Source organism: Mucilaginibacter frigoritolerans (genome assembly GCF_007830615.1).
In the GTDB taxonomy this organism is placed as follows: Bacteria; Bacteroidota; Bacteroidia; order Sphingobacteriales; family Sphingobacteriaceae; genus Mucilaginibacter; species Mucilaginibacter frigoritolerans.
Genome location: NZ_VLLI01000021.1, coordinates 1 through 20,624, shown reverse-complemented (window position 1 = coordinate 20,624; position 20,624 = coordinate 1). Strand labels below are relative to the sequence as shown.

Annotated in this window: 22 protein-coding genes and 1 pseudogene; 14 read left to right on the top strand and 9 right to left on the bottom strand. The window is 40.3% G+C overall.

What is annotated here, in order from left to right; all coding sequences use genetic code 11:
• Window positions 1-21: 21 nt before the first annotated feature.
• Entirely contained in the window at window positions 22-537 is a 516-nt protein-coding gene (locus tag JN11_RS23585) for a CHAP domain-containing protein (RefSeq protein WP_144916689.1), read from the bottom strand.
• Window positions 538-1,052: 515 nt separating this feature from the next.
• Between JN11_RS23585 and JN11_RS23580 the strand changes: the two genes are divergently transcribed.
• Window positions 1,053-4,088 (top strand): glycosyltransferase family 117 protein, encoded by a 3,036-nt coding sequence (locus JN11_RS23580; protein WP_144916687.1) that lies wholly within the window; start codon window positions 1,053-1,055, stop codon window positions 4,086-4,088.
• 109 nt (window positions 4,089-4,197) lie between these two features.
• On the opposite strand, the gene JN11_RS23575 is transcribed toward JN11_RS23580, so the two are convergent.
• Window positions 4,198-4,659, bottom strand: a complete 462-nt coding sequence (locus JN11_RS23575) for a hypothetical protein (RefSeq protein ID WP_144916685.1) — start codon at window positions 4,657-4,659, stop codon at window positions 4,198-4,200.
• A 124-nt stretch (window positions 4,660-4,783) separates the two neighbouring features.
• Between JN11_RS23575 and JN11_RS23570 the strand changes: the two genes are divergently transcribed.
• The 3 genes from JN11_RS23570 (at window position 4,784) to JN11_RS23560 (ending at window position 7,083) form a co-directional block, all read left to right on the top strand.
• Window positions 4,784-5,173, top strand: coding sequence for a VOC family protein (locus JN11_RS23570; RefSeq protein ID WP_144916684.1), 390 nt, complete (start codon window positions 4,784-4,786; stop codon window positions 5,171-5,173).
• A 344-nt stretch (window positions 5,174-5,517) separates the two neighbouring features.
• Entirely contained in the window at window positions 5,518-6,294 is a 777-nt protein-coding gene (locus JN11_RS23565) for a class I SAM-dependent methyltransferase (protein ID WP_144916682.1), read from the top strand.
• 135 nt (window positions 6,295-6,429) lie between these two features.
• Window positions 6,430-7,083, top strand: coding sequence for an NAD(P)-dependent oxidoreductase (locus tag JN11_RS23560; RefSeq protein WP_144916681.1), 654 nt, complete (start codon window positions 6,430-6,432; stop codon window positions 7,081-7,083).
• Window positions 7,084-7,136: 53 nt separating this feature from the next.
• On the opposite strand, the gene JN11_RS23555 is transcribed toward JN11_RS23560, so the two are convergent.
• Entirely contained in the window at window positions 7,137-7,640 is a 504-nt protein-coding gene (locus JN11_RS23555; RefSeq protein ID WP_144916679.1) for a hypothetical protein, read from the bottom strand.
• Window positions 7,641-8,057: 417 nt separating this feature from the next.
• Here JN11_RS23555 and JN11_RS23550 point away from each other — a divergent pair, with 417 nt between their 5' ends.
• From JN11_RS23550 to JN11_RS23525, 6 genes are all read left to right on the top strand, one after another.
• On the top strand, window positions 8,058-8,387 hold the full coding sequence (locus JN11_RS23550; protein ID WP_144916678.1) for an ArsR/SmtB family transcription factor: 330 nt from the start codon (window positions 8,058-8,060) through the stop codon (window positions 8,385-8,387).
• Window positions 8,388-8,434: 47 nt separating this feature from the next.
• On the top strand, window positions 8,435-9,004 hold the full coding sequence (locus tag JN11_RS23545) for a DUF6428 family protein (RefSeq protein ID WP_144916676.1): 570 nt from the start codon (window positions 8,435-8,437) through the stop codon (window positions 9,002-9,004).
• A gap of 12 nt (window positions 9,005-9,016) precedes the next feature.
• Complete coding sequence (gene arsN2, locus JN11_RS23540; protein WP_144916675.1) at window positions 9,017-9,442, top strand: arsenic resistance N-acetyltransferase ArsN2; 426 nt, start codon at window positions 9,017-9,019, stop codon at window positions 9,440-9,442.
• Window positions 9,443-9,462: 20 nt separating this feature from the next.
• A complete protein-coding gene (locus JN11_RS23535) occupies window positions 9,463-9,930 on the top strand; it encodes an arsenate reductase ArsC (RefSeq protein ID WP_144916673.1) in 468 nt (155 codons plus the stop codon).
• A 117-nt stretch (window positions 9,931-10,047) separates the two neighbouring features.
• Window positions 10,048-11,133 carry an ACR3 family arsenite efflux transporter gene (arsB, locus tag JN11_RS23530; RefSeq protein WP_144916672.1) on the top strand — a complete coding sequence of 362 codons (1,086 nt, stop codon included), beginning with the start codon at window positions 10,048-10,050 and terminating at the stop codon, window positions 11,131-11,133.
• Window positions 11,130-11,567: an arsenate reductase ArsC gene (locus tag JN11_RS23525; RefSeq protein WP_144916670.1), complete on the top strand. Its 438-nt coding sequence runs from the start codon at window positions 11,130-11,132 to the stop codon at window positions 11,565-11,567. Before arsB ends, JN11_RS23525 begins: the two co-directional genes overlap by 4 nt.
• Window positions 11,568-11,685: 118 nt before the next feature.
• On the opposite strand, the gene JN11_RS23520 is transcribed toward JN11_RS23525, so the two are convergent.
• Window positions 11,686-12,150 (bottom strand): hypothetical protein, encoded by a 465-nt coding sequence (locus JN11_RS23520; protein WP_144916669.1) that lies wholly within the window; start codon window positions 12,148-12,150, stop codon window positions 11,686-11,688.
• Between the two features lie 784 nt (window positions 12,151-12,934).
• On the opposite strand from JN11_RS23520, the gene JN11_RS23515 reads away from it, so the two are divergent.
• Complete coding sequence (locus JN11_RS23515) at window positions 12,935-15,325, top strand: PAS domain-containing sensor histidine kinase (RefSeq protein ID WP_144916667.1); 2,391 nt, start codon at window positions 12,935-12,937, stop codon at window positions 15,323-15,325.
• A 226-nt stretch (window positions 15,326-15,551) separates the two neighbouring features.
• On the opposite strand, the gene JN11_RS23510 is transcribed toward JN11_RS23515, so the two are convergent.
• On the bottom strand, window positions 15,552-16,046 hold the full coding sequence (locus JN11_RS23510; protein ID WP_144916666.1) for a hypothetical protein: 495 nt from the start codon (window positions 16,044-16,046) through the stop codon (window positions 15,552-15,554).
• Window positions 16,047-16,437: 391 nt separating this feature from the next.
• Here JN11_RS23510 and JN11_RS23505 point away from each other — a divergent pair, with 391 nt between their 5' ends.
• Entirely contained in the window at window positions 16,438-17,058 is a 621-nt protein-coding gene (locus tag JN11_RS23505; RefSeq protein WP_144916664.1) for a dihydrofolate reductase family protein, read from the top strand.
• 95 nt (window positions 17,059-17,153) lie between these two features.
• On the opposite strand, the gene JN11_RS23500 is transcribed toward JN11_RS23505, so the two are convergent.
• From JN11_RS23500 to JN11_RS23490, 3 genes are read right to left on the bottom strand one after another with little or no spacing between them, the layout of a single operon-like run.
• Window positions 17,154-17,588 (bottom strand): VOC family protein, encoded by a 435-nt coding sequence (locus JN11_RS23500; protein WP_144916663.1) that lies wholly within the window; start codon window positions 17,586-17,588, stop codon window positions 17,154-17,156.
• Between the two features lie 45 nt (window positions 17,589-17,633).
• Complete coding sequence (locus JN11_RS23495; RefSeq protein ID WP_144916661.1) at window positions 17,634-18,134, bottom strand: SRPBCC family protein; 501 nt, start codon at window positions 18,132-18,134, stop codon at window positions 17,634-17,636.
• Complete coding sequence (locus tag JN11_RS23490) at window positions 18,127-18,450, bottom strand: ArsR/SmtB family transcription factor (RefSeq protein ID WP_144916660.1); 324 nt, start codon at window positions 18,448-18,450, stop codon at window positions 18,127-18,129. Before JN11_RS23490 ends, JN11_RS23495 begins: the two co-directional genes overlap by 8 nt.
• A 681-nt stretch (window positions 18,451-19,131) precedes the next feature.
• On the opposite strand from JN11_RS23490, the pseudogene JN11_RS24695 reads away from it, so the two are divergent.
• Window positions 19,132-19,335 (top strand): annotated as a pseudogene (locus JN11_RS24695) (IS1 family transposase); the annotation flags it as partial.
• Window positions 19,336-19,383: 48 nt separating this feature from the next.
• The gene (locus JN11_RS23480; RefSeq protein WP_144916658.1) at window positions 19,384-19,845 is read left to right on the top strand and encodes a hypothetical protein; all 462 of its coding nucleotides are present in this window, start codon (window positions 19,384-19,386) and stop codon (window positions 19,843-19,845) included.
• 194 nt (window positions 19,846-20,039) lie between these two features.
• On the opposite strand, the gene JN11_RS23475 is transcribed toward JN11_RS23480, so the two are convergent.
• A partial coding sequence (locus JN11_RS23475) for a transposase (RefSeq protein ID WP_144911361.1) occupies window positions 20,040-20,624 on the bottom strand: 585 nt, incomplete at its 5' end.

The following is a 20,624-nucleotide window of genomic DNA, read 5'->3' as shown; positions in this document are numbered from 1 at the left end:
TCTACAGGCGAGGCATAAACACTAATCCGGCATATAACCAAAACCCAGCAGGTTCAAATTAAACTGCGAGTGCGGCTGGCCCAAGGCGTGCGTATTTTGGGCCACTTCGTACCCATCGCGCGATCCATCGGTGTTGGAGTTGCCTTCAACTGTAGAGAAATGTATACCATCGGCATCAACATCCACCACAATACCGGTATGGCCGTCGGTACCGTTTCCTTCTTCCCAAACGGCTATGGCACCCAGCTTAGGTGTTTGGCCGGTAATAATTTGTGGCGATGCCCTGAAATTTTGCCACATGGTAGCGGTAGATGGTGAACAGTACCTTTTCAGATAAGCCAGCACATCGGGTTCATCGGCATAAGTTTCAAACAGTACCATCATTACAAAAAATGCACACCATGGCGCTCCTTTGTAAAAACCCACACCAAACATTTTGGCTGAAAAAGCCGGGTCCTGAAAACCCTGGTTGGGCTGTATTTCCTGCTGGCCGGTATAAGATTGTGCGTCCTGCACTAAAGCATCAATGTGCGACATAAGAGATTGATTTTAATAAGGTTAGGAATTGTTATTTTATTAACTAAATATACCAAAAAAAATTAAAATAGACAATAGGCTACGGCAAAACAATGGTTGTTTCCTTCAATGTTATTCAGTTAAAAAATATTTTCCGATTGCGAAACTCACCTTCTTTACGCGAAGCGGAGAGAAGGTCGACCATCCGCCTAAAGGCGGAGAACGTCGGGATGAGTAGACACCGCCAATGCATTTACGTTAATGCCGCTTGCAGAGTAAACTCACCCGGTCATCGCTACGCTAGACCACCCTCTCTTTTGCAAGCAAAAAAGAGGGTTTGGGAAATTTGTTCAATCATCTATCTTACACACTAAAAAGATACACGCCAAATAAGTATAATTTACCATATTTGCAGCTACTTAAACAATGTATCATCAATTAAAATTGTTAAAAGTTGTTAACCAAAAGCTGTTTATTTAAAATAACTTATAAAAAATCTGATATTTACCCTGCAATAATCTATTATTTTGTAATCCATGCAATACAATAAAATTAACAATCTGTTAGGCTGGCTTTGTTTTGTTATAGCCTCCATTACCTATATTTTAACACTGGAACCCTCCGTAAGCTTTTGGGATTGCGGCGAGTTTATTTCCTGCGCCTATCGTTTACAGGTAGCTCACCAGCCAGGTTATCCACTTTTTGCTATGCTGGGTAAAGCATTTTCGCTTTTATCATTCGGCAACAATGCTAAGGTGCCTTACTTTACCAATATGGGTTCGGCCATAGCAAGTGGTGCAACTATTATGTTCCTTTTCTGGACCATCACCGCACTGGCTAAAAAACTTTTATCCGGCAAGCAAGACGAAAAAGTTGAACAATCACGTATATACCTTATAATGGGTGCAGGTTTGGTTGGCGCACTGGCCTTTACCTATACCGATACCTTCTGGTTTTCGGCTGTTGAAACCATTGTGTTTGCATTATCATCATTATGTACCGCCATTGTTTTTTGGGCAATACTAAAATGGGATGCCCATGCCGATGAGCCGGGTGCCGACCGTTGGATAGTTTTTATTGCTTATGTAATTGGTTTATCAATAGGTATCCACCTGTTAAACCTGTTAACTATTCCGGCTATTGCATTTGTATACTACTTCCGCCGTGCTAAAAACATTAATATAGGCACCGCAATTGGGGCCTTTTTAATAGGTGTGGTGATATTGGTATTTGTACAATACGGTATTCGCGGTTATACGGTTCAAATTGCTGCCTATTTCGATCTTTTCTTTGTAAATACCCTGGGTTTGGGCTTTGGTTCGGGTGCATTGGTATGGTTCCTTATTATTATAGCCATACTGGTAGGTGGTATTTACTACAGCATAAAAACCAAAAAGACGTTGCTTAACCTGGCTTTTGTTTGTGTTGCCTTTGTTTATTTAGGCTACAGTTCATTTGCTTATATCCCAATTCGTGCTACTGCAGGTACAAATTTAGATAACTCGCACCCTGATAATGCCTTTACCCTGTACGGTTACTTAAACCGTATTCAGTATGGCGAATCACCATTGCTTTTCGGTCAGTATTTTGATGCCAAGGTTATTGACCAAACCGAAGGCAATACCATTTACCGCAAAGGCGAAACCAAATATGAAAACGCCGGTAAAAAAACCAACTACGTTTATGATCATACTACCTTTTTGCCGCGTATGTATAGCGGCGATGGTCAGGATCCGCAGTTTTACCGCCAATGGCTGCAAATGAGCGATGGTGCCGCACCAACATTTGCCGATAACATTAAATGGATGTTTAGCTGGCAGGTATATCAAATGTATGTACGTTACTTCCTTTGGAACTTTGTGGGTCGTTACAGCGATGCCGATGGTCAGCAAAGCATGACTGCCATTGACGGAAACTGGACCAGCGGTATTTTTGATGGCGGCAAACATCTGCCAAAATCAGTGGTAAACAATGTTACTTATACCCCACTATATGCCCTTCCGTTTTTAATTGGGTTGATAGGCGCTATCTACCACTTTCAACGTAAAAAACGCGATGCTTTGGTGGTATTGTTATTATTCTTCTTTACCGGTTTGGCCATTGTGGTTTATGTTAACCAGCCCAGCATTCAGCCGCGCGAAAGGGATTACTCATACGTGGGCTCATTCTACGCTTTTGCCATCTGGATAGGGTTAGGTGTAATAGCCCTTGCCGAATTGATCCGCCTGAAATTAAGTCCTAAAGGTGCTGCCATTTTGGCTACCGCAATTGGTATTTTGATTGCTCCGGTGCTTTTAGCGAAGCAAGAGTGGGGCGATCATGATCGTTCAACCAAAATGACGCCGCATGATATGGCTTATAACTACCTGATATCATGCCCGCCAAATGCTATTTTGTTTACTTATGGCGATAATGACACTTACTCATTATGGTATGACCAGGAAGTGGAAAACATCAGGCCCGATGTGCGCATCGTTAACCTGAGCTTGTTTACCGGCGACTGGTACATCCGCCAGATGCAGAAACCGATGAACCAATCGGCCGCGCTGCCTATCACCATGCCTTATGATAAATACAAAGAAGGTGTGCGCGATGTGATTTATTTTGATGATAAAAAACTTCCCGGCTATACCGAAGTAAAAGAGGTGTTTGACTTTATCACCTCTGACGATAAAGCTACCCAGGTACAATACCAAAGCGGCGATTATGGTAACTACCTGCCAACCAAAAGCTTTAAGCTTACCGTTAATGCTGATGATGTAATGGCTAACCATGTAATTACACCTGAGCAAAAAGACAGGCTTGCTACCGAAATTGACTGGAAATACACTTCAAACTACATCACCAAAGAAAACCTGGCGATGCTGGATATCCTGTCGCACAATAACTGGAAAAGGCCTATTTGCTTTACCACCACTATTGGGCAGGAAAACCTGATAGGTTTACAGCCATACTTGTATAAAGAAGGCTTTACCTACCGCCTGTTACCGTTTAAACCAGATACCAGTATTACCAGCCGTGGCGATCAGTTAGGAAAAATAAACAGCCTGGTGATGTATAACAACGTGATGAACAAATTCCAATTCGGCAAATTTAAAACAGCCAAATATTTGGATCATGAATCAACCACTATGTTTTACCCGGTTATGGTTACCACCTTCCTTGATTTAACCGCCGGTTTGATGAAAGATGGTCACCCCGATTTAGCATTAAAGGCCCTGCATAAATATGACCAGGAGCTGCCTGATATTTATACCGGCCTGGATGTTGCCGACCGTAAAATAATACTGGCACAAACCGCTTACACCCTGCATGATGTGGTACTGGGCAATAAATTTGTAACCGGCGTTGATAATTACCTGGTTGATCAGCTGGATTATAACTATTACCTGCTGCAAAACAACTCAGGCGATTTAAGCGTGCGCGATGTACAGTACGGTGTATCGTTCTTAAATGGACTGGCCAGCCTTACCGAAGAAAACCATCAGGCTGCATTAAGTGCCAAAATTAAAGCACAACTAAAAGATTACGAAAGCAAGTTCTCTGCTGTTTTACAAAGACAACAACAGTAACCAGCCTTAACACATAATAAGAAAAGCGGCTTCATGAAAATGGAGCCGCTTTTTTGTTTAAGAGCTAACTGCTGCTACAAGGCTAATATATCCATTAGCAGGTTAAAACTCATTTTATCACATAGGTAACACGCACAACCCTTGAAAGCGAGGTATCAAGTCTGATTATTGCTACATATTTACCATCATTAATTTGATAATTACAGTAATAACCATTGGGACCAGATGAACCTTTTTCATAGTTTAACCACTTTCTATATGACCGCCCATCTGAATCATTCATAGCAGCGCTGCTTTCAATATGCTTATCGATATCGCTATTGTCAATATCCTTATTTTCGAGCTTAATAAATTTCATTAATTCAACTTTCTCCGGTTTATTGATGCTATCTAAATAGTGTTCAACAACATGCCTTGCCTTTGTGTCTGGAGGCATCTGCATGGTACATGCACCAAATAACAATAAAACAATTAGCCAGTAAGGTTTCTTCATTTGAGTAAGGTTTACCCCAAGGTACATATTTGCTATATTAAATAAAGCGTAATATTGTAAAGGCAATAAATTCTCCATGGCTAACGCAGGATACTTGCATTGCTTAATATTTTTTCCTACTTTACATAAACAGTCAACCCGTGTCAATTGCACAGGTTAACTTGGCCTGACTTTTAACAGGCACCCTAAAATAACGCTACCTATGTCGAAACTTAATTACATCTGGCCTTTTTTTATCGTTTCTAACGTAAAAGATTCAGTGGATTTCTACGTAAATAAACTTGGATTCAAAGCAGAATATACTGGCCCCACAGGCGACCCATTTTTTGCTATTGTGGGCCGCGATAATGCTTACCTAATGTTGAAGGCAATTGCTAATGACATAAAACCCTTGCCCAATAATACCCGGCATGAATGGGGCCGCTGGGATGCATTTGTTGGCGTTGCCGACCCGGATGCTTTATTTGAGGAATATAATTCGGGCGGTGTAGCATTCCGCCAACTCGTTCAAAACGATGGCGATGGGCTGCGCGGATTTGAAATTGCAGATGTTGATGGCTATGTTTTATTTTTTGGGCGAACTATGATATAACACAATGCGTGTTAACAAATACGTCTATATCATTAAATGACAATCACTTCCGGCGGGTGCTTTTCCAGTTTTTTGATTATTCGCTTTCTTATATCCTGGGTATTGAATTCGATAATTTACAGGGTAATAGAGCAACCGCTCCTTAAGGTCTTTTTTTACCCCGATTGGTGCATCAGCAATCCAATTCGTGACTTCATTCACAATTCCTTTTTCACAAAAAACTAAGTATAAAAATATATTTATGTAGCTTTGATAATCAGCTTCACCACAATTCTACCTAGTTTATTTAACAAATTGATTGACTGTTATTTTTAATATCCCTAAATCTAATTTCATTAAACACATTGAAACAAAATAGCATGCATGAACTGGTTCAAGATCAAAAAAATATTTTTGAAGAAAAATATGCATTAGAAACCAAAACTAAATATGGCTTCCATATAACCCATGATCCACTTATCAGATTTTTGCGGGATAGAAGACTTAATAAAAGTTTAGATATTTTAAAGAACAACAACAACGATGATGTTTCAAGCTGGAGTGTTTTAGTTGTTTGCGGGGGTGTTGGTGGCGAGGGTATCTTTTTTTATAGAAAAGGGTTAAGCAACATAACCGTATCAGACATTTCCGAAAACTCTTTAAAAATTTGCAATTTTTTTGAACCTGCCATTGATACGATAATGCTTAATGGTGAGAGTTTAGATCTTCCTGATAATTCATACGATCTGGTGGTTGTTCAGGATGGATTACACCACTTACCCAGACCGGTTTCTGGTTTTACAGAAATGCTACGAGTAGCAAAAAAGGGAATCGTTGTGATTGAACCCTATAATGGCTTAGTTGGTAACTTAATTGGCACAGAATGGGAAAAACATGGCGATGCTGTAAATTACGTTTTCAGATGGGATAAAGATTTGGTTACCCAGGTGGTAAAAAGTCTGCTACTTAGTAATTACAAGCTTATAAGGGTTTTGAGATTATGGGATCATAATAAAATTATTTTTAAAACAGTTACTAAGCTTCCCAAATCATTACAACTAAAAGCTTCAAAAACCATTTATTGGCTAATATCCCTATTTAACTTTTCAGGTAATAACATGGTGGCGGTTGTGCTAAAATAGTGAACCCCGAACTACATTTGCAGCAATCATTAATTAACGCATGATTGCCGCAAATTGCCAATACCTTAACCTATTTTATACAATTGCGGTTGCTTATATTTGATAGTATAAACCTGTCATCATAAAAGCAACGCTATGAAGATTCTTATTTTAGGTGCCACCGGCCGAACCGGCAGCCTTTTACTCAAAGAAGCTATTAAGCAGGGCTATGTTATTAATGTTTTGGTGTGCGATAAAAATAAGCTCCAAATTAACTCGCCCTTACTTACCGTTTTTGAAGGCACACCTGCGGATAAAGAAGCGCTGTTGCCTGCCATGCAGGGATGCAATGCCATTTTAAGCACCCTAAATATTTCGCGCACGTCTGATTTCCCCTGGGCACCTTTACGATCGCCGGAGAACCTTTTATCAGCCAGCATGAAAAATATTATTGAACTGGCCAATCAACTCAATATTAAACGCGTCATTATAACTACCGCCTGGGGTGTAAACGAAACCAAAAAAGATTTACCAGGCTGGTTCAGGTGGCTCATAGATCACAGTAACATCGGCTACCCCTACCGCGATCATGAACGGCAGGAAGATCTGCTAAAACAATCAACCCTAAGCTGGACCATAGTGCGCCCCGTAGGCTTAACCAATTCAGTAAAACACAAAGCAGTGCAGGTAAGCATCAATAACTCGCCCAAACCCGGCCTAACCATCAGCCGGCAAAACGTTGCCCACTTTATGATAAAAGTATTGCAGGAGGGTTCATATGTTAATGAAGCACCTGCGGTGTGGGGTTAGGGGATTTTGCCTAAAACACAGGCAACAACTGCTTGCGAAAAAGCATTTCTTTATTACATTGAGCCTGTATAAAACCTTGCATTAAGTTTCTCCTTTAAATAGCTTTCAAGCTCGTACAACTGGCCGGTATTAATAACATCTACCACACTAAGCTTGTACTTTTTATTTTTAAGCTCGATAATTAACAACGGGATTTTTTTTACAGCTATGTAAATACAATAGCTACCAGCCAGCAACGGGAAAACCGGAAGCATTATCGATTCTATATAAATATGGTATGCTAAAGGATCATGAAAATCATCATAAACGCAGATAGCACTGTAGATTGCGAATACAACAAATACAACCCCAATCAATAAGGCAAGCGCAACGTTCTTAGTTTCGGGCGCTCTTGTGAAATAGGCTTTATCAACATCAGCCAAATTAATAGTTTTATAATTGAACTTATTACGAAGTAAGTGCAAACCCAGCGGTGATAAAGAGAAATCTTTCGATTCTATGTCGTAATTGGTCATAATAGGCCGTTTCTTATAATCCATTTCATGCCGAAGGATCATGACACTAATATAATAATTAGAATAGTTTCTCCCTGATCGAAGTTTAGCAAAGCCCAACTACCCAATTTAATCAGCCGGTCGCAAATTGCGACCACCTCAATATTTTTTAATGAAAATCCCTTCGCTTACCTTCTTTGCGCGAAGCGGAGAGAAGGTCGACCAGCGTAGCGTCGTCGGGATGAGTCGATACCGCCAATGCATTTACGTTAGTGCCGCCCGTAGAGTCGACTCACCCGATCTACGCTACGCTGGATCACCCTCTCTGCCGCAAGCGGCAAAGAGGGTTGAGAAATTCATTTCCTTTGGCTTAATGCCATCTCGCCTGCGGTAGCGAAGGATAGAAAATAAGCACCCAACAAAAAAAATAAACAAACACTTGCAAATCTCACCCATTCATCGTAATATTGCAATGTAATTATGGGCTTAACAAAAACAGAAATATTTACTGAGGAGCAAAACCACCTGGCTACCATGCTTAAAGCATTGGCTCACCCGGCGCGTATTGCCATTTTGCAGCAAATAATGAGCGCCAATGCCTGTATCTGTGGCGATTTATCCATCGAGCTGGGCTTGGCGCAGGCTACCATATCGCAACATTTAAAAGAACTAAAAACCGCCGGACTAATACAAGGCACCATTGAGGGGGTTAGCGTATGCTATTGCATTAACCCTGCGGTATGGAATCAGCTTAAAAATCAATTAGGTATCTTTTTAAACAGTACCTCATTAAGCAATAATTGCTGTTAAAAAAATTTGAATCAAACCATCGTAATATTGCAATAAATAGTAAAGTCATGAAAAACACAGAATCAATTAACTGGGGTACTTTTAAAGAAACTTTATTACAGCATCCCGACCTGGATCTGCAGTTTCAGTATGCCGAAGGCAAGCTGGTTAATGCAGCTTATCATATCACCGAAATTAAACAAGCGCCCATTACCTCGGTTGATTGCGGCGGGGTGATGAATGCATGGACCGAAATCATTGTACAGCTTTGGGTATCCGAAGGGCAGGATCAGCAGCGATCAATGAAAGTAAAAAAGGCATTATCCATTATTGATGTGGTTGAAAAAATGCTGCCGCTTAATCCTAACGGAACGGTTAAGATAGAGTTTGGCAACTCAGAGTTTGATACCCGGCAAATGTTTCCTAACGGGATAAGCGTAAACGGCGAAAACCTGCTGATTGATCTGCGTCCCGACGCAGTACAGTGTAAAGCCATTAGCCGCGGAGGTAGCTGTGGCACCAATGATAAGGGCGAAGAATGCTGTGCCCCTGCTGTTGCCGAAAAACCAAAAGTACAATTGAAAAACCTGGCCGTAGCGGCCGAAAGCTGCTGCACACCTGGTTCTGGCTGTTGCTGATTTTTAAACACTATGAAAATAGAAAACGCTGCAAATTACCGTGATGAAGTAATTGGCTTACTGGCTACAGAAAACCTGCCGGTGGCTGATCTTCCTTTAAATCTGAACAACTTTTTGGTTGCCCTGCAAAACAATGAAGTTATTGGCGTAGCCGGTTTGGAAGTTTATGGCACCGGCGCGCTATTGCGCTCGCTGGCCGTACACGCTGCTCATCGCGGGCAGGGCATTGCTGATCAGTTGCTGCAAAACATCTCGGCATTGGGTAGCTTAAAGGGCATAAACGAGCTTTATTTATTAACGGAAACTGCACCTGCCTATTTCGAAAAGAAAGGTTTTGTAAACATAACCAGGGCCGAAGTGCCTGCGGGTGTTCAGCAATCGTCGGAGTTTAGTCATGTTTGTCCGCAATCGGCCATCGTAATGAAAAAGATTATATAAACCTTAAATGGAGCAACATCATGACAACTACAACCAGTAAAATAAAGCATAATATCCTTTTTGTCTGTATCCATAATTCGGCTCGCAGCCAAATGGCAGAAGCCTTTTTAAACGAATATGGCGGTGGAGCACTAACAGCCGAAAGTGCAGGATTGCAAGCCGGCAAACTGAACCCTTATGCTATTAAGGTATTACAGGAAGCAGGCATTGACATCAGCAAAAAAGGAACACAGGAAGTTTTTGATTTGTTTAAACAGGGCAGATTATTTCAGGCTGTTATTACCGTTTGTGATGAAGCCAGCGCTGAGGGTTGTCCGATATTTCCGGGCGTGGTTAGAAGATTAGGATGGTCATTTGCCGACCCATCAACTTTTAAAGGTACTGAAGAAGAAATATTGGAACAAACCCGTAAGGTAAGGGACCAGATTAAAGAAGCGGTACTGGCCTTTATTGAAGAAGCTAAACAAATGGAATATTGGGTTAAATAAACCAGTTTTACAAAGATGGGCAACATTAATTTCACCCTGCTAAAAGAAAAAAACATCCAGCTTTTTAACGTCCCATGCATCAACAGCATGTGGGATATATTAAAACCAAAATAACATATGAGTGCTACCGTTTGTGCCCCTGCGGCCGAAAGAAAAAAACTAAGCTTCCTCGACAGGTTTTTAACCCTGTGGATCTTTTTGGCAATGGCTGTCGGCGTGGGCATTGGTTACTTTATCCCTTCATCAGCCGGGTTTATCAATTCCTTTTCAAGCGGCACCACCAATATCCCCCTGGCTATCGGCCTTATCTTAATGATGTACCCGCCGCTGGCCAAAGTAAAATACGAAAACATGGGCGAAGTGTTTAAAGACACCAAAGTACTAAGTGCATCGCTGGTGCTTAACTGGATAATAGGGCCCATATTGATGTTTGTGCTGGCAATTACTTTGCTGCGCGATCATCCTGCATATATGGTGGGTTTAATTCTCATTGGCCTGGCACGCTGCATTGCCATGGTAGTAGTGTGGAACGAACTGGCCGAGGGCAACCGCGAATATGCCGCCGGGCTCATCGCCCTAAATAGTATTTTCCAGGTGCTGCTATACAGTGTTTACGCCTATGTATTTATCACCATTTTGCCGCCACTTTTCGGTTTAAAAGGATTGGCGGTTAACATTACCATACTGCAAATTGCAAAAAGCGTAGGTATTTATTTAGGGATACCCTTTGCCGCGGGCATCATTAGTCGCTATACGCTTATTGCTATAAAAGGAGAAGAGTGGTTCAGGCTAAAATATGCGCCCTTTATTTCGCCCATAACGCTGGTGGCCCTGCTGTTTACCATTGTGGTAATGTTTAGCCTTAAGGGAAGTCTGATTGTACAAATCCCTATGGATGTTGTGCGCATAGCTATACCGTTGGTTATCTATTTTACCATTATGTTCACTGTGAGCTTTTTTACAGGTAAATACTTCGGGGCCGATTATTCGCGCAGCACCTCCATTGCCTTTACGGCTACGGGCAATAATTTTGAACTGGCTATTGCCGTAGCTATTGGCGTATTCGGCATTAACAGCGGCGAAGCCTTTGCCGGGGTGATAGGTCCGCTGGTGGAAGTGCCTGCATTAATTGCCCTGGTTAACCTGGCCTTTTGGCTCCGTAAAAAATATTTTAATACAAAAACACACCATTCTATATCATGAAAAACGTATTGGTACTTTGCACCGGCAACAGTTGCCGCAGCCAGATAGCCGAGGGCTATTTAAGATTTTTTGCAGGCGATAATGCCCACATTTACAGCGCCGGTATTGAAACCCACGGCGTAAACCCCAAAGCCATACAGGTAATGGCCGAAGACGGTATTGACATTAGTAAACATACCAGCAATAATGTAGACGAATACCAACACATAAACTTTGATTATGTAATAACCGTTTGCGATAATGCTAAAGAAAACTGCCCTTACTTCCCTACCCTGGCGCAGAAGTTTCACCACAATTTTCCCGACCCGGCAAAGGCTACCGGAAATGCAGATGAAGTGATGAACGAGTTTAGGAAAGTAAGGGAGATGATAAAAATTTACTCAAAAGCATTTGTTGAAAGCCATATCATTAACCCAATCCAGCAAACTGCTTAATTAAGCGGTTTGCTGATATAGGTTATACCGGTAATATGGCAGCAATAATTTTCACATTGAAACAGGCATAACATCCCCAATATTATAATGGGTAACAACTTTTTTATCATCATAAATATTACTTGCTTAAAGTTACTTTGCGCCAAAAAATACCTCCGGGAGTTAAAGACTCTGGTGATGCAATAACCAAACTGGTTGAGGTATACGTTATAATTTTACTAACCTGGGGAACCCCATTTAAAATTACACCAAATGATGATATTACAATGCCGGTATCGGAAGACATGTGATAGCTAAGGGTATCTAACTGCGAACCCTCTTTGGTATAAATAGTGCCGTTTGCCAAAATAATGAAGTAATCACCAGCTGTACCGGCATAATCAACCGCATGGTTGCCAGATCCCGCACCAACATAGGTAGAATCACTTACAATATTCCATTTGCCAACCATAGCAGTATTATAAACAGCAGAATTAGAAGTTGTAGAGGTTGTAGAAATAAAGTCTGCAGAATCGGTTTTGTGGCATGAGTACAGGCTCAGTAAAATACCGATAATAAAAATAGGGGTATATATATTTTTCATTTTAAAAGTGGTTTTGGTTACTAATAGCCATTACGCCCCTGCCCTAACAAACGCTACAGGCAAATGAAATTAAATCAAAAAATACCCTATTAATCCAATTACTTAGCGCTGTATTCCTGGTTAATAGCAGGCGGTGTATCGGCTATTTTTTAATTACACTAAACTAGTGATAGGTACTTTGTGTGTTACAACTGGCCGTTAATGGGTTACTTTTTATAAAGTTAAAAATCTTAAACCACCTTCATCAGCATTATTCAGCAATAATTTTTATCAATTTAAGCGTTAAAACAACATTTATTAATGAATCAACGAGCAATAAAGCTTGTCGGCAAACTTATATATTTATTAAAAAGCAATTGTATATAAATCTTTACTAAATAATAACGCCACTGCGATTAAAAAAATAATATTATTTAGTAAAACAATAAGCAATGTGCTTAAAAAGATACTATTACACATTCCCAAAAGGAATATTATTTATGTAAAATTCAATAACTAAATATTTTTTTATCCGTATTATACCTTAATAATACAAATTGATAAATTAATGCTGTTAAATCAAAATCCCCTTTTTAACAAAAATCTATCTCACTTTGTGCCCTATACAAGTGCTACCCTACCTATGTGCTTTACAGATTTCAGCATAATTATATTCTTTTCGGTTTCCCTAACCTTCCGGCGTATTAAAATTCAATATCATGATGTGACGTTTGCTCCCCTGGCAAATTGCACTTCAATACAAAGATGGCATAGTGTTAACAGAACTTGATAAAAAGTATTGATTATGAATTACCACCCCCTTTTAAAAGAACAAATACAAGCACAGCTTTCACCAAATCTGTTCAGAAATGGGTCATTGCAAAATGTTTTTTACAGCATTTCAAATGTTTACCACACATTTGAAAAAAGGGCACAAATTTCTGAGCAAGCTTTCAGGCTAAGCAAAAAGCAACACCAGGAGGTTTTGGAACGCTTACAACTTTCAACCAGCATTGGCGGCATCGGCATTTGGATTTGGGATGCAGCAACCTGCAAATTTGAATGGGACGAAACCATGTACAAATTATATGGTGCTGATTATGATAATTTTAGTCCGAATTGCTGGATGGATAAAGTACATCCAGCCGATAGGGTACGAATGAAAAAGGAATCGGTAAGGGCATTTAAGGGGTTAAATGAATTTGATACGCAGTTCCGCATTATTTATAAAGATGGCTCAACCCGCTATATCAGGGCAATAGGCCTGGTACAGCCCGATCATAATGGCAATCCGCTAAAAATGATAGGCACCAATTGGGATGTAACGGAAACTACCCTGGCAGCGCAAAATCTGGAAAAAGTAAACAAGGATCTCAATGCATTTTTCAGGGTAATGGATGATGTTTTCTTTTCTATTGATGCTGAAAATGGTAAAGTTATTCAAGTATCACAATCGTGCGAAAAGCTTCTCGGCTATAGTACCGAAGAGTTTATGGCAGATTATTCTTTATATTTTCAACTAGTTCATCCTGACGAAGCACATATAGTTAATAGCGAATGGTATCAACTAAAAAAAGGCATCGCCGTGTGCGATCAATACCGGATTGTACGCAAGGATGGGTCCGTTTGCTGGGTTGAAAACAAAATAGTACCCACCATAGACGATAATGGCAGGCTGATACGGTTTGATGGTATTGTAAGGGATATCTCCCAACAAAAAAGTGATGAAACGAAACTTAAACTCAGCGAAGAACGCTACCGGCAAATAGTTGAAACCGCACACGAAGGCATCTGGACCATTGACGAGCACAACCGCACCACTTTTGTAAATAAACGGATAGTGGATATTTTGGGATACCCGGCCGAAGAAATAGTGGGAAAGAATTTTTTGCACTTTGTTGTAAACAAGTACCACAAACGCGCTATTAATGACATTGAAAATATGCGACGCGGCATACCCACAAACCTCGATATAAAACATCGCACCAAAAACGGCTGCTACATTTGGGTAAACGTTACAGCCAATCCTATTTTTGATAACAATGGCCACTATACCGGTGCCCTGGCTATGGTGATGGATATTACCCAACGCAAAAAGGACGAAGAGGCCCAAAAAAAATCAGAGGCCAATTTAAAAACGCTGGTTAACAATACAGAATCGGCTTATGTGTTGATTGATACCGCTTTTAAAACCGTTTCGTTTAACAAAATTGCCGAAGGTTTTGCCTACCTGAGGCTGCTGGCAAAACTGGCACCAGGCACACATATTAAAGAGTATTTTACAGATGAACGCTGGCCCTTTATTATGGAAACCCTGGTAAAAGTTAAACTTGGCGAAGTGGTTAGGTATGAGCTAAACGTTGACAACCCCGATGGTAGCGTTAGCTGGTTCATAATAAGGTGGATAGGTGTAAAAAACGAGCACAACAAGCACTGCGGTTTCATTTTTGCCGCTGCTGATATTACCGAAACCAAGCTGAATTTATTAGAAAAAGAACAAATGCTTTCGGATATATTACAGCGCAATAAAGATTTGGAGCAGTTTACCTACATTATTTCGCACAACCTGCGTGCACCGGTTGCCAATGTTATCGGACTCTCCAACATGATTAACGGTAACATTTTAAAACCAAACGAGATAAAAGAAGCCAACAGAAATCTGCAAATATCGGCAAATAATATTGATACGGTTATTAATGACCTTAACCAGATTATACAAGCCAGGGAGTTTGTTAACGAACGGAAAGAAACCATTATATTCAACAACCTGGTAGAGGTATTTAAATCAAGCATCAGCCACGTAGTTGCCAAAGAATGTGTCCGCATTGAATGTAATTTTGATGGAGCCGCCTCCATATTCTCTATCAAAAGCTATTTCTACAGCATTTTTTACAACCTGTTATCCAACAGTATCAAATACCGTCAAAAGAGTGTTTGTCCTGTTATTACCATTAAAAGCACCATACAGAACAACATGCTTGAGCTCCGGTTTAAAGATAATGGTAAAGGAATTGACCTTAATAAAAACGGCACCCAGCTATTTGGCCTCTACAAGCGCTTTGACACCACAGTTGAAGGCAAAGGCATGGGACTATTTATGGTAAAAACACAAATTGAGGCCCTTGGCGGATCAATAAAAATAAACAGCCAACCAGGCGAAGGCACCGAGTTTATTTTGCAGCTGCCGGTGAAATAAGGGGTTGGGTCTATCGCACGGAGAGGACTCACCCTGTCGTCGCTACGCTCGACCTCCCTCTCTACGACAAGTCGTAAAGAGGGAGAAAAAAACTCTTCAACAACCCTCTTTTCCGCTCGCGGTAGAGAGGGTCGACGTCCGCCTTTAGGCGGATCGTCGGGGTGAGTCCCCTCTGCGAGCGACATACACCACAAAACATTTTATTACAAGGAGTATCCCCCCCAGCCTATTGCGCCCTGGTATAATAGGTATCTGACACTACCTTAATGGCACCAGCACTATCGGTGTAGCGCAAATCAATATTATTGGCATCTATCATGGTAACCACCCAGGTAATTGAACCTGCCGGTGTATTGATATTTAATAATATGGCCTCGGGAGCAAGGATTGCCGTTGAACCCGAAATAGTATAGCTATAGATGCTTTCGGAAATATAATCTGGTGAGGCACTACCCTGTGTGGCGTTGTTAGCGCTTTGGAATATATTAACCGTATAATCACTGTTGAATTGGGCGTAATCATTTGCGCTAAGCGAAGCGGCCGTAATAGTGGTATCGGTAACCGTACCGTTAATGTTATTTTCGGTTAAATGAAACTTAACTTCATCCCACTTGCCGAGCAGGGTGGCGTTACTAATAACCGGGGTCTTCTTATCCTTTTTGCAGGCCGGTAAACAAAACGCCACTGCTGCAATTGCCAACAAAATGTATTTAATTTTCATAATTGGTTTTATTACCATTACGATGCTAACTGTAAAACGCTACAGGCGAGTGTATTTTTTGTTTGGGAATGATGTTTTTTGTTGACGGTGGTTTGCACTGACGTGCATATCGCCAGCAGAATTTACTCACCCTGTCGTCGCTACGCTCGACATTCCTCTCTACGACAAGTCGTAAAGAGGGAGAAAAAATTCTTCCCCACCCTCTTTACCGCTTGCGGTAGAGGGGGTCGACCAGCGCAGCGCCCGTCGGGGCGAGTAGACTATACGAGCGATAATAAATTATGCAGGCATCAATCAAAATATTGATATAGATTGTTTATTTTTCGGTCCCTTAATCTGAAATCACAGTAACCAGCAGCGGATTAAATTTAACCAACCATAAATAAAAATTATGAGCAAAATTATCTTTGATAGCGGAATATCACTTGATGGTTTTTTCGCGGGCGATAACAGAAGTCCAGACAACCCGATGGGCGGCGTTTCACCAAAAATCCACACGTGGATGTTTAAACAAAAAGCATTTTGGAAACACATCAATATGGAAGGCGGTGAAGAATACGGTGCCGACAGCAAATTAATTGATGATGTGTTTGCAAGAACAGGCGCCTACATCATGGGTAAACGCATGTTTGAAGAAGGCGAAGTGCATTGGGCAGAAGATTTATACAAAGCAGATGTTTACGTACTGACGCACGAAAAACGGGAACCCTGGGTGCAAAAGGGGACAACAACTTTTTATTTTATTAATGACGGAATAGAAAGCGCATTAGAAAAAGCAAAACAATCAGCCAAAGGAAAAGACATAAGAATACAAGGTGGTGCCAATACTATTCAACAATTTTTGAATGCCGGGCTTGTAGACGAATTTTTCATTCACATTGCCCCTGTTTTTTTAGGAACTGGCATCCGGCTGTTTGACGGCATTGACAAAGACAAATATGATATTCAAATTGTAGAAGTAATACCATCAGACTTAACAACACACCTGAGATACCAACTGACGAAGAAATGAGAACAAAACCGATAAACTCATCTCCTCCGCTGTCCGATTCTCTGACTACGGACAGCGGGAGCTGTTATTACGCGTTCCTTGTTTCCCCATTAAATTTATCCCTTATAATTGGGGTCAAATTCCACTATCCATTCAATACCGTATTTATCCCTAAACATTGCGCCGTATGTACCCCAGGGACTGTCGCCAATGTCCCCTTCAGTATCTCCGCCTGCTGATAGTCCGTTAAATATTTTGTCTGCTTCTTCACGGCTTTCTGCATTGACTGCTATTTTAGATCTGTTTTCGGCTTCGTTTACCCGTCCCAAAAATTCGGGAATATCATTGGCAATTAACACATTGTGTTTGCCTATCGGCAAAGCAATTTGCATTATTTTGTTTTCATCATTTTCTGCTACCGGAAATTCGGCGCTTGAAATATCCTTGAAACGAATAATCTTGGTAAATTCTCCGCCAAAAACTGATTTGTAAAAAGTGAATGCTTCTTCAGCATTTCCATTGAAGTTAATCCATGGGTTAATTGTTCTCATAATCTTTATTTTTAAATGGTTAATTTTTTCTTATTCAATTTCTACTTATAATTCCTGCTGTAAGCTTGCAAACAGCTCGTCCAGATTTTTTAACATAATGGTATAGGCTTTTGTAAAGCCATCCGATATCCGTTCCATTCGTTCAAGCGATTCATTAAAAATGCTGATGTTCACTGTTGTTATACCATTTTCTTCGCCGAAGTTGTGATCCCATTCCGAACCCGGCAATTCGGGATTTTCGTCTTTGTCGGCAAAAGCGTTATACATTTTAAAATTAGTTTTCGGCGTAATGGAAGTATATTCCTGCAGCACCCAACCCTCTTGCCCGTCGGGGGCTATCATGGAATAAAATCTTCGTCCCCCCACTTTAAAATCCATGTATTTGGTTTTGCAGCGCATAGGTGCCGGTGCTGACCACCTGTCCAGTATTTCTTGTTTAGTAAAAGCATCCCAAACCAAAGCAAGGCCGGCATTAAATTCTCTTGTTATAAATATCGTTTTAGCCGTTTTATCTACGGTAAAATCAAATAGCAAATTGTTATTCATTTTTTTGTTCTTTAATGGTTGCTAATATTTCGTCGAGTTGATTAAATTGAGTTTCCCAGTTTTGCTTCAATTTGGCCAACCAATGGTCAAATTCCTGCATTTTTTTTGCATTAAAGTGATAATAAATTTCCCTGCCACTTTGCTCAGGCTTAATCAATTCACATTCGTGCAATACTTTAATATGTTTTGATACTGCCTGGCGGCTCATATCAAATTTTTCGGCCATAACATTTGGTGTTAATGCCTGTATGGTAAGTAAAGTTAAAATAGCTCGGCGTGTTGGGTCGGCTATGGCTTGAAATATATCTTGTTTCATCTTTTAATCACAAATGCGCAACTTTCAGGTTGCAAGTTACGTGCAACTTTTGAGTTGCGCAAATTTATTTGTAATTATTTTTTTGGAGTAAGATGTGGGGAAATTTGGCGTTAATATCGCCCGCAGAGGTGACTCACCCGATCTACGCTACGCTGGATCACCCTCTCTACCGCAAGCGGTAAAGAGGGAATGGAAAAACTGAAAAATCTCTCCCCACCCTCTTTACAAAGTAGAGAGGGTCGACGGGCGAAGCCTCGTCGGGGTGAGTTGACTATACGAGCGATAATAAATTATGCAGGTATAGATCAAATTATTGATGTGGATTGTTTATTTTTCGATGCTGTAGTTTGAGGTCAGAGAATCGGACAGCGGGAGAACTAAATCTTTTTATAATGGGCATTAATTTACTGTCGCTATTAATTATACTATTTGCTGTTATAGGGCTCATAACGGTTTTTCGATTTGTTATTAAATGGATAATCAGGCTTTTGAAGAAAAAGTAAATGGCGTGGGCTAATAGGTATATAGTCCTCCTCACCTGACGCGAATATGCATCGATGACAAGTGCGCGGTGTACTCATGACTTTTTCACTTCAGGACAAGTAAAAGAAAAGAAAAGTAAAGATGGCAATGGCGTATAAAGTCACGAGTACGCCAGGCTTTAGGCCTACGCAGCATACTCGCGCCAGATTGGGTAGGTTTACAAGGTTAACCAATGCTTTCAGCAAGAAAATGGAAAATCATTGCCATGCAATCGCCTTGCAATTTGTTTATTATAACTTCGCTAAAATTCACAAAACATTAAGAGTTATTACCCCGGCAATGGAAGCAGGGTTAACTAAAGATGTTATGACAATAGAAGAAATAGTCAGATTAGCAGAGTAATTTAAAATATCTTATTCATAGATTTAAGCCATCTAAAAGTGGTTTTTTATGCAATATATTTCTAGGGTTAAAAATTTAGATGAAGTTTTGTTAGTATTAAACGATGATTTAATTCATAGTATCATTGAAACAAATGCAGAATTGGAACAAGACGGAATAATATTTGGTAATGACCAGTTTATAATAGCATTAAAAAAACTACATAAAGATGGGTATGTTGAATATGATGGCGGCAATGCCATTATGATAACGTGGGAGGGGTCATTATTTATAGAATTAGGCGGCTATAAGGCTAAGGCTTTAAAAGATGCAAACGACGCTTTGCTGGTTCAAATGGAAATAAATCGTCGTTTACAACAGGACGAAGGCTTGAAAAATTTATCTTCTCGTCTAAATCAGTGGACTTTATGGCTTGCAATAGGAACTGGTTTTCTCGCTTTAATTGAGATAATAAAGTTTCTTTGCGAGGTTGACCCCAGCATAAAAGCATTTTTTGAAAAAACACTTTAATTTTCGATATAAATTCAAATTGAGACACTACCAAAAAAGGTTTTAAATTTTATTGCAAAAAAGCTATAAAAACCTTCCAAACCCCGCTGTCCGAAGTCTCCGACTATTACTGTCCGGTAAAAACAGGACTACAATTTAAATGTATGAATAAATCACAATTTGGCGGTTTTATAGGAATATGCTGATAGCAGGCCCTATGTAATAAAAAGCAGTTGTTGGGATTTGGCGGATTGGGTGTTTGAAAATTTGCTCTGCAATGCTTTTTCGGGTGATTTTAGAAAGCCACGTATATCTATATACGTCATAAGATGCAGGCGCATCATTGCAGCCAGATTAGCGAAAGACCATTTAGCGGCTATTCCTTTCTTAATGATCTTTAATATTAAGTCTGCTATCAGAGCGCACCATATTTGTAGCTTTATAGCATTCTCCGAGTCACCAAGAAAGTATTTAATCGGATAGTTTTGCTTCATTCTTTTAAATAACAGCTCTATTTGCCAGCGTTTTCGATATAACTCAGTTATAGTTATCGCACTCATTTTCATATTATTGGTTAGGAACTCGTACACCTCTCCGCTCTCAGGGCTTTTGAATTGCACGATTCTGCCTAAAACGCGATTGCTGCCCCTGTAACCCAAGCGGATACGTTTGTCTGCAATAACCCCTTTTTCTTTATGCGGATTATTCAATTCTTCCAGGACATCATAAGCGGACCTGCTTCGCCTGCGTGTCACCCATGTTACCCCTGACGCTGAAAAGCTGTTAAGCTTTATGTAGTC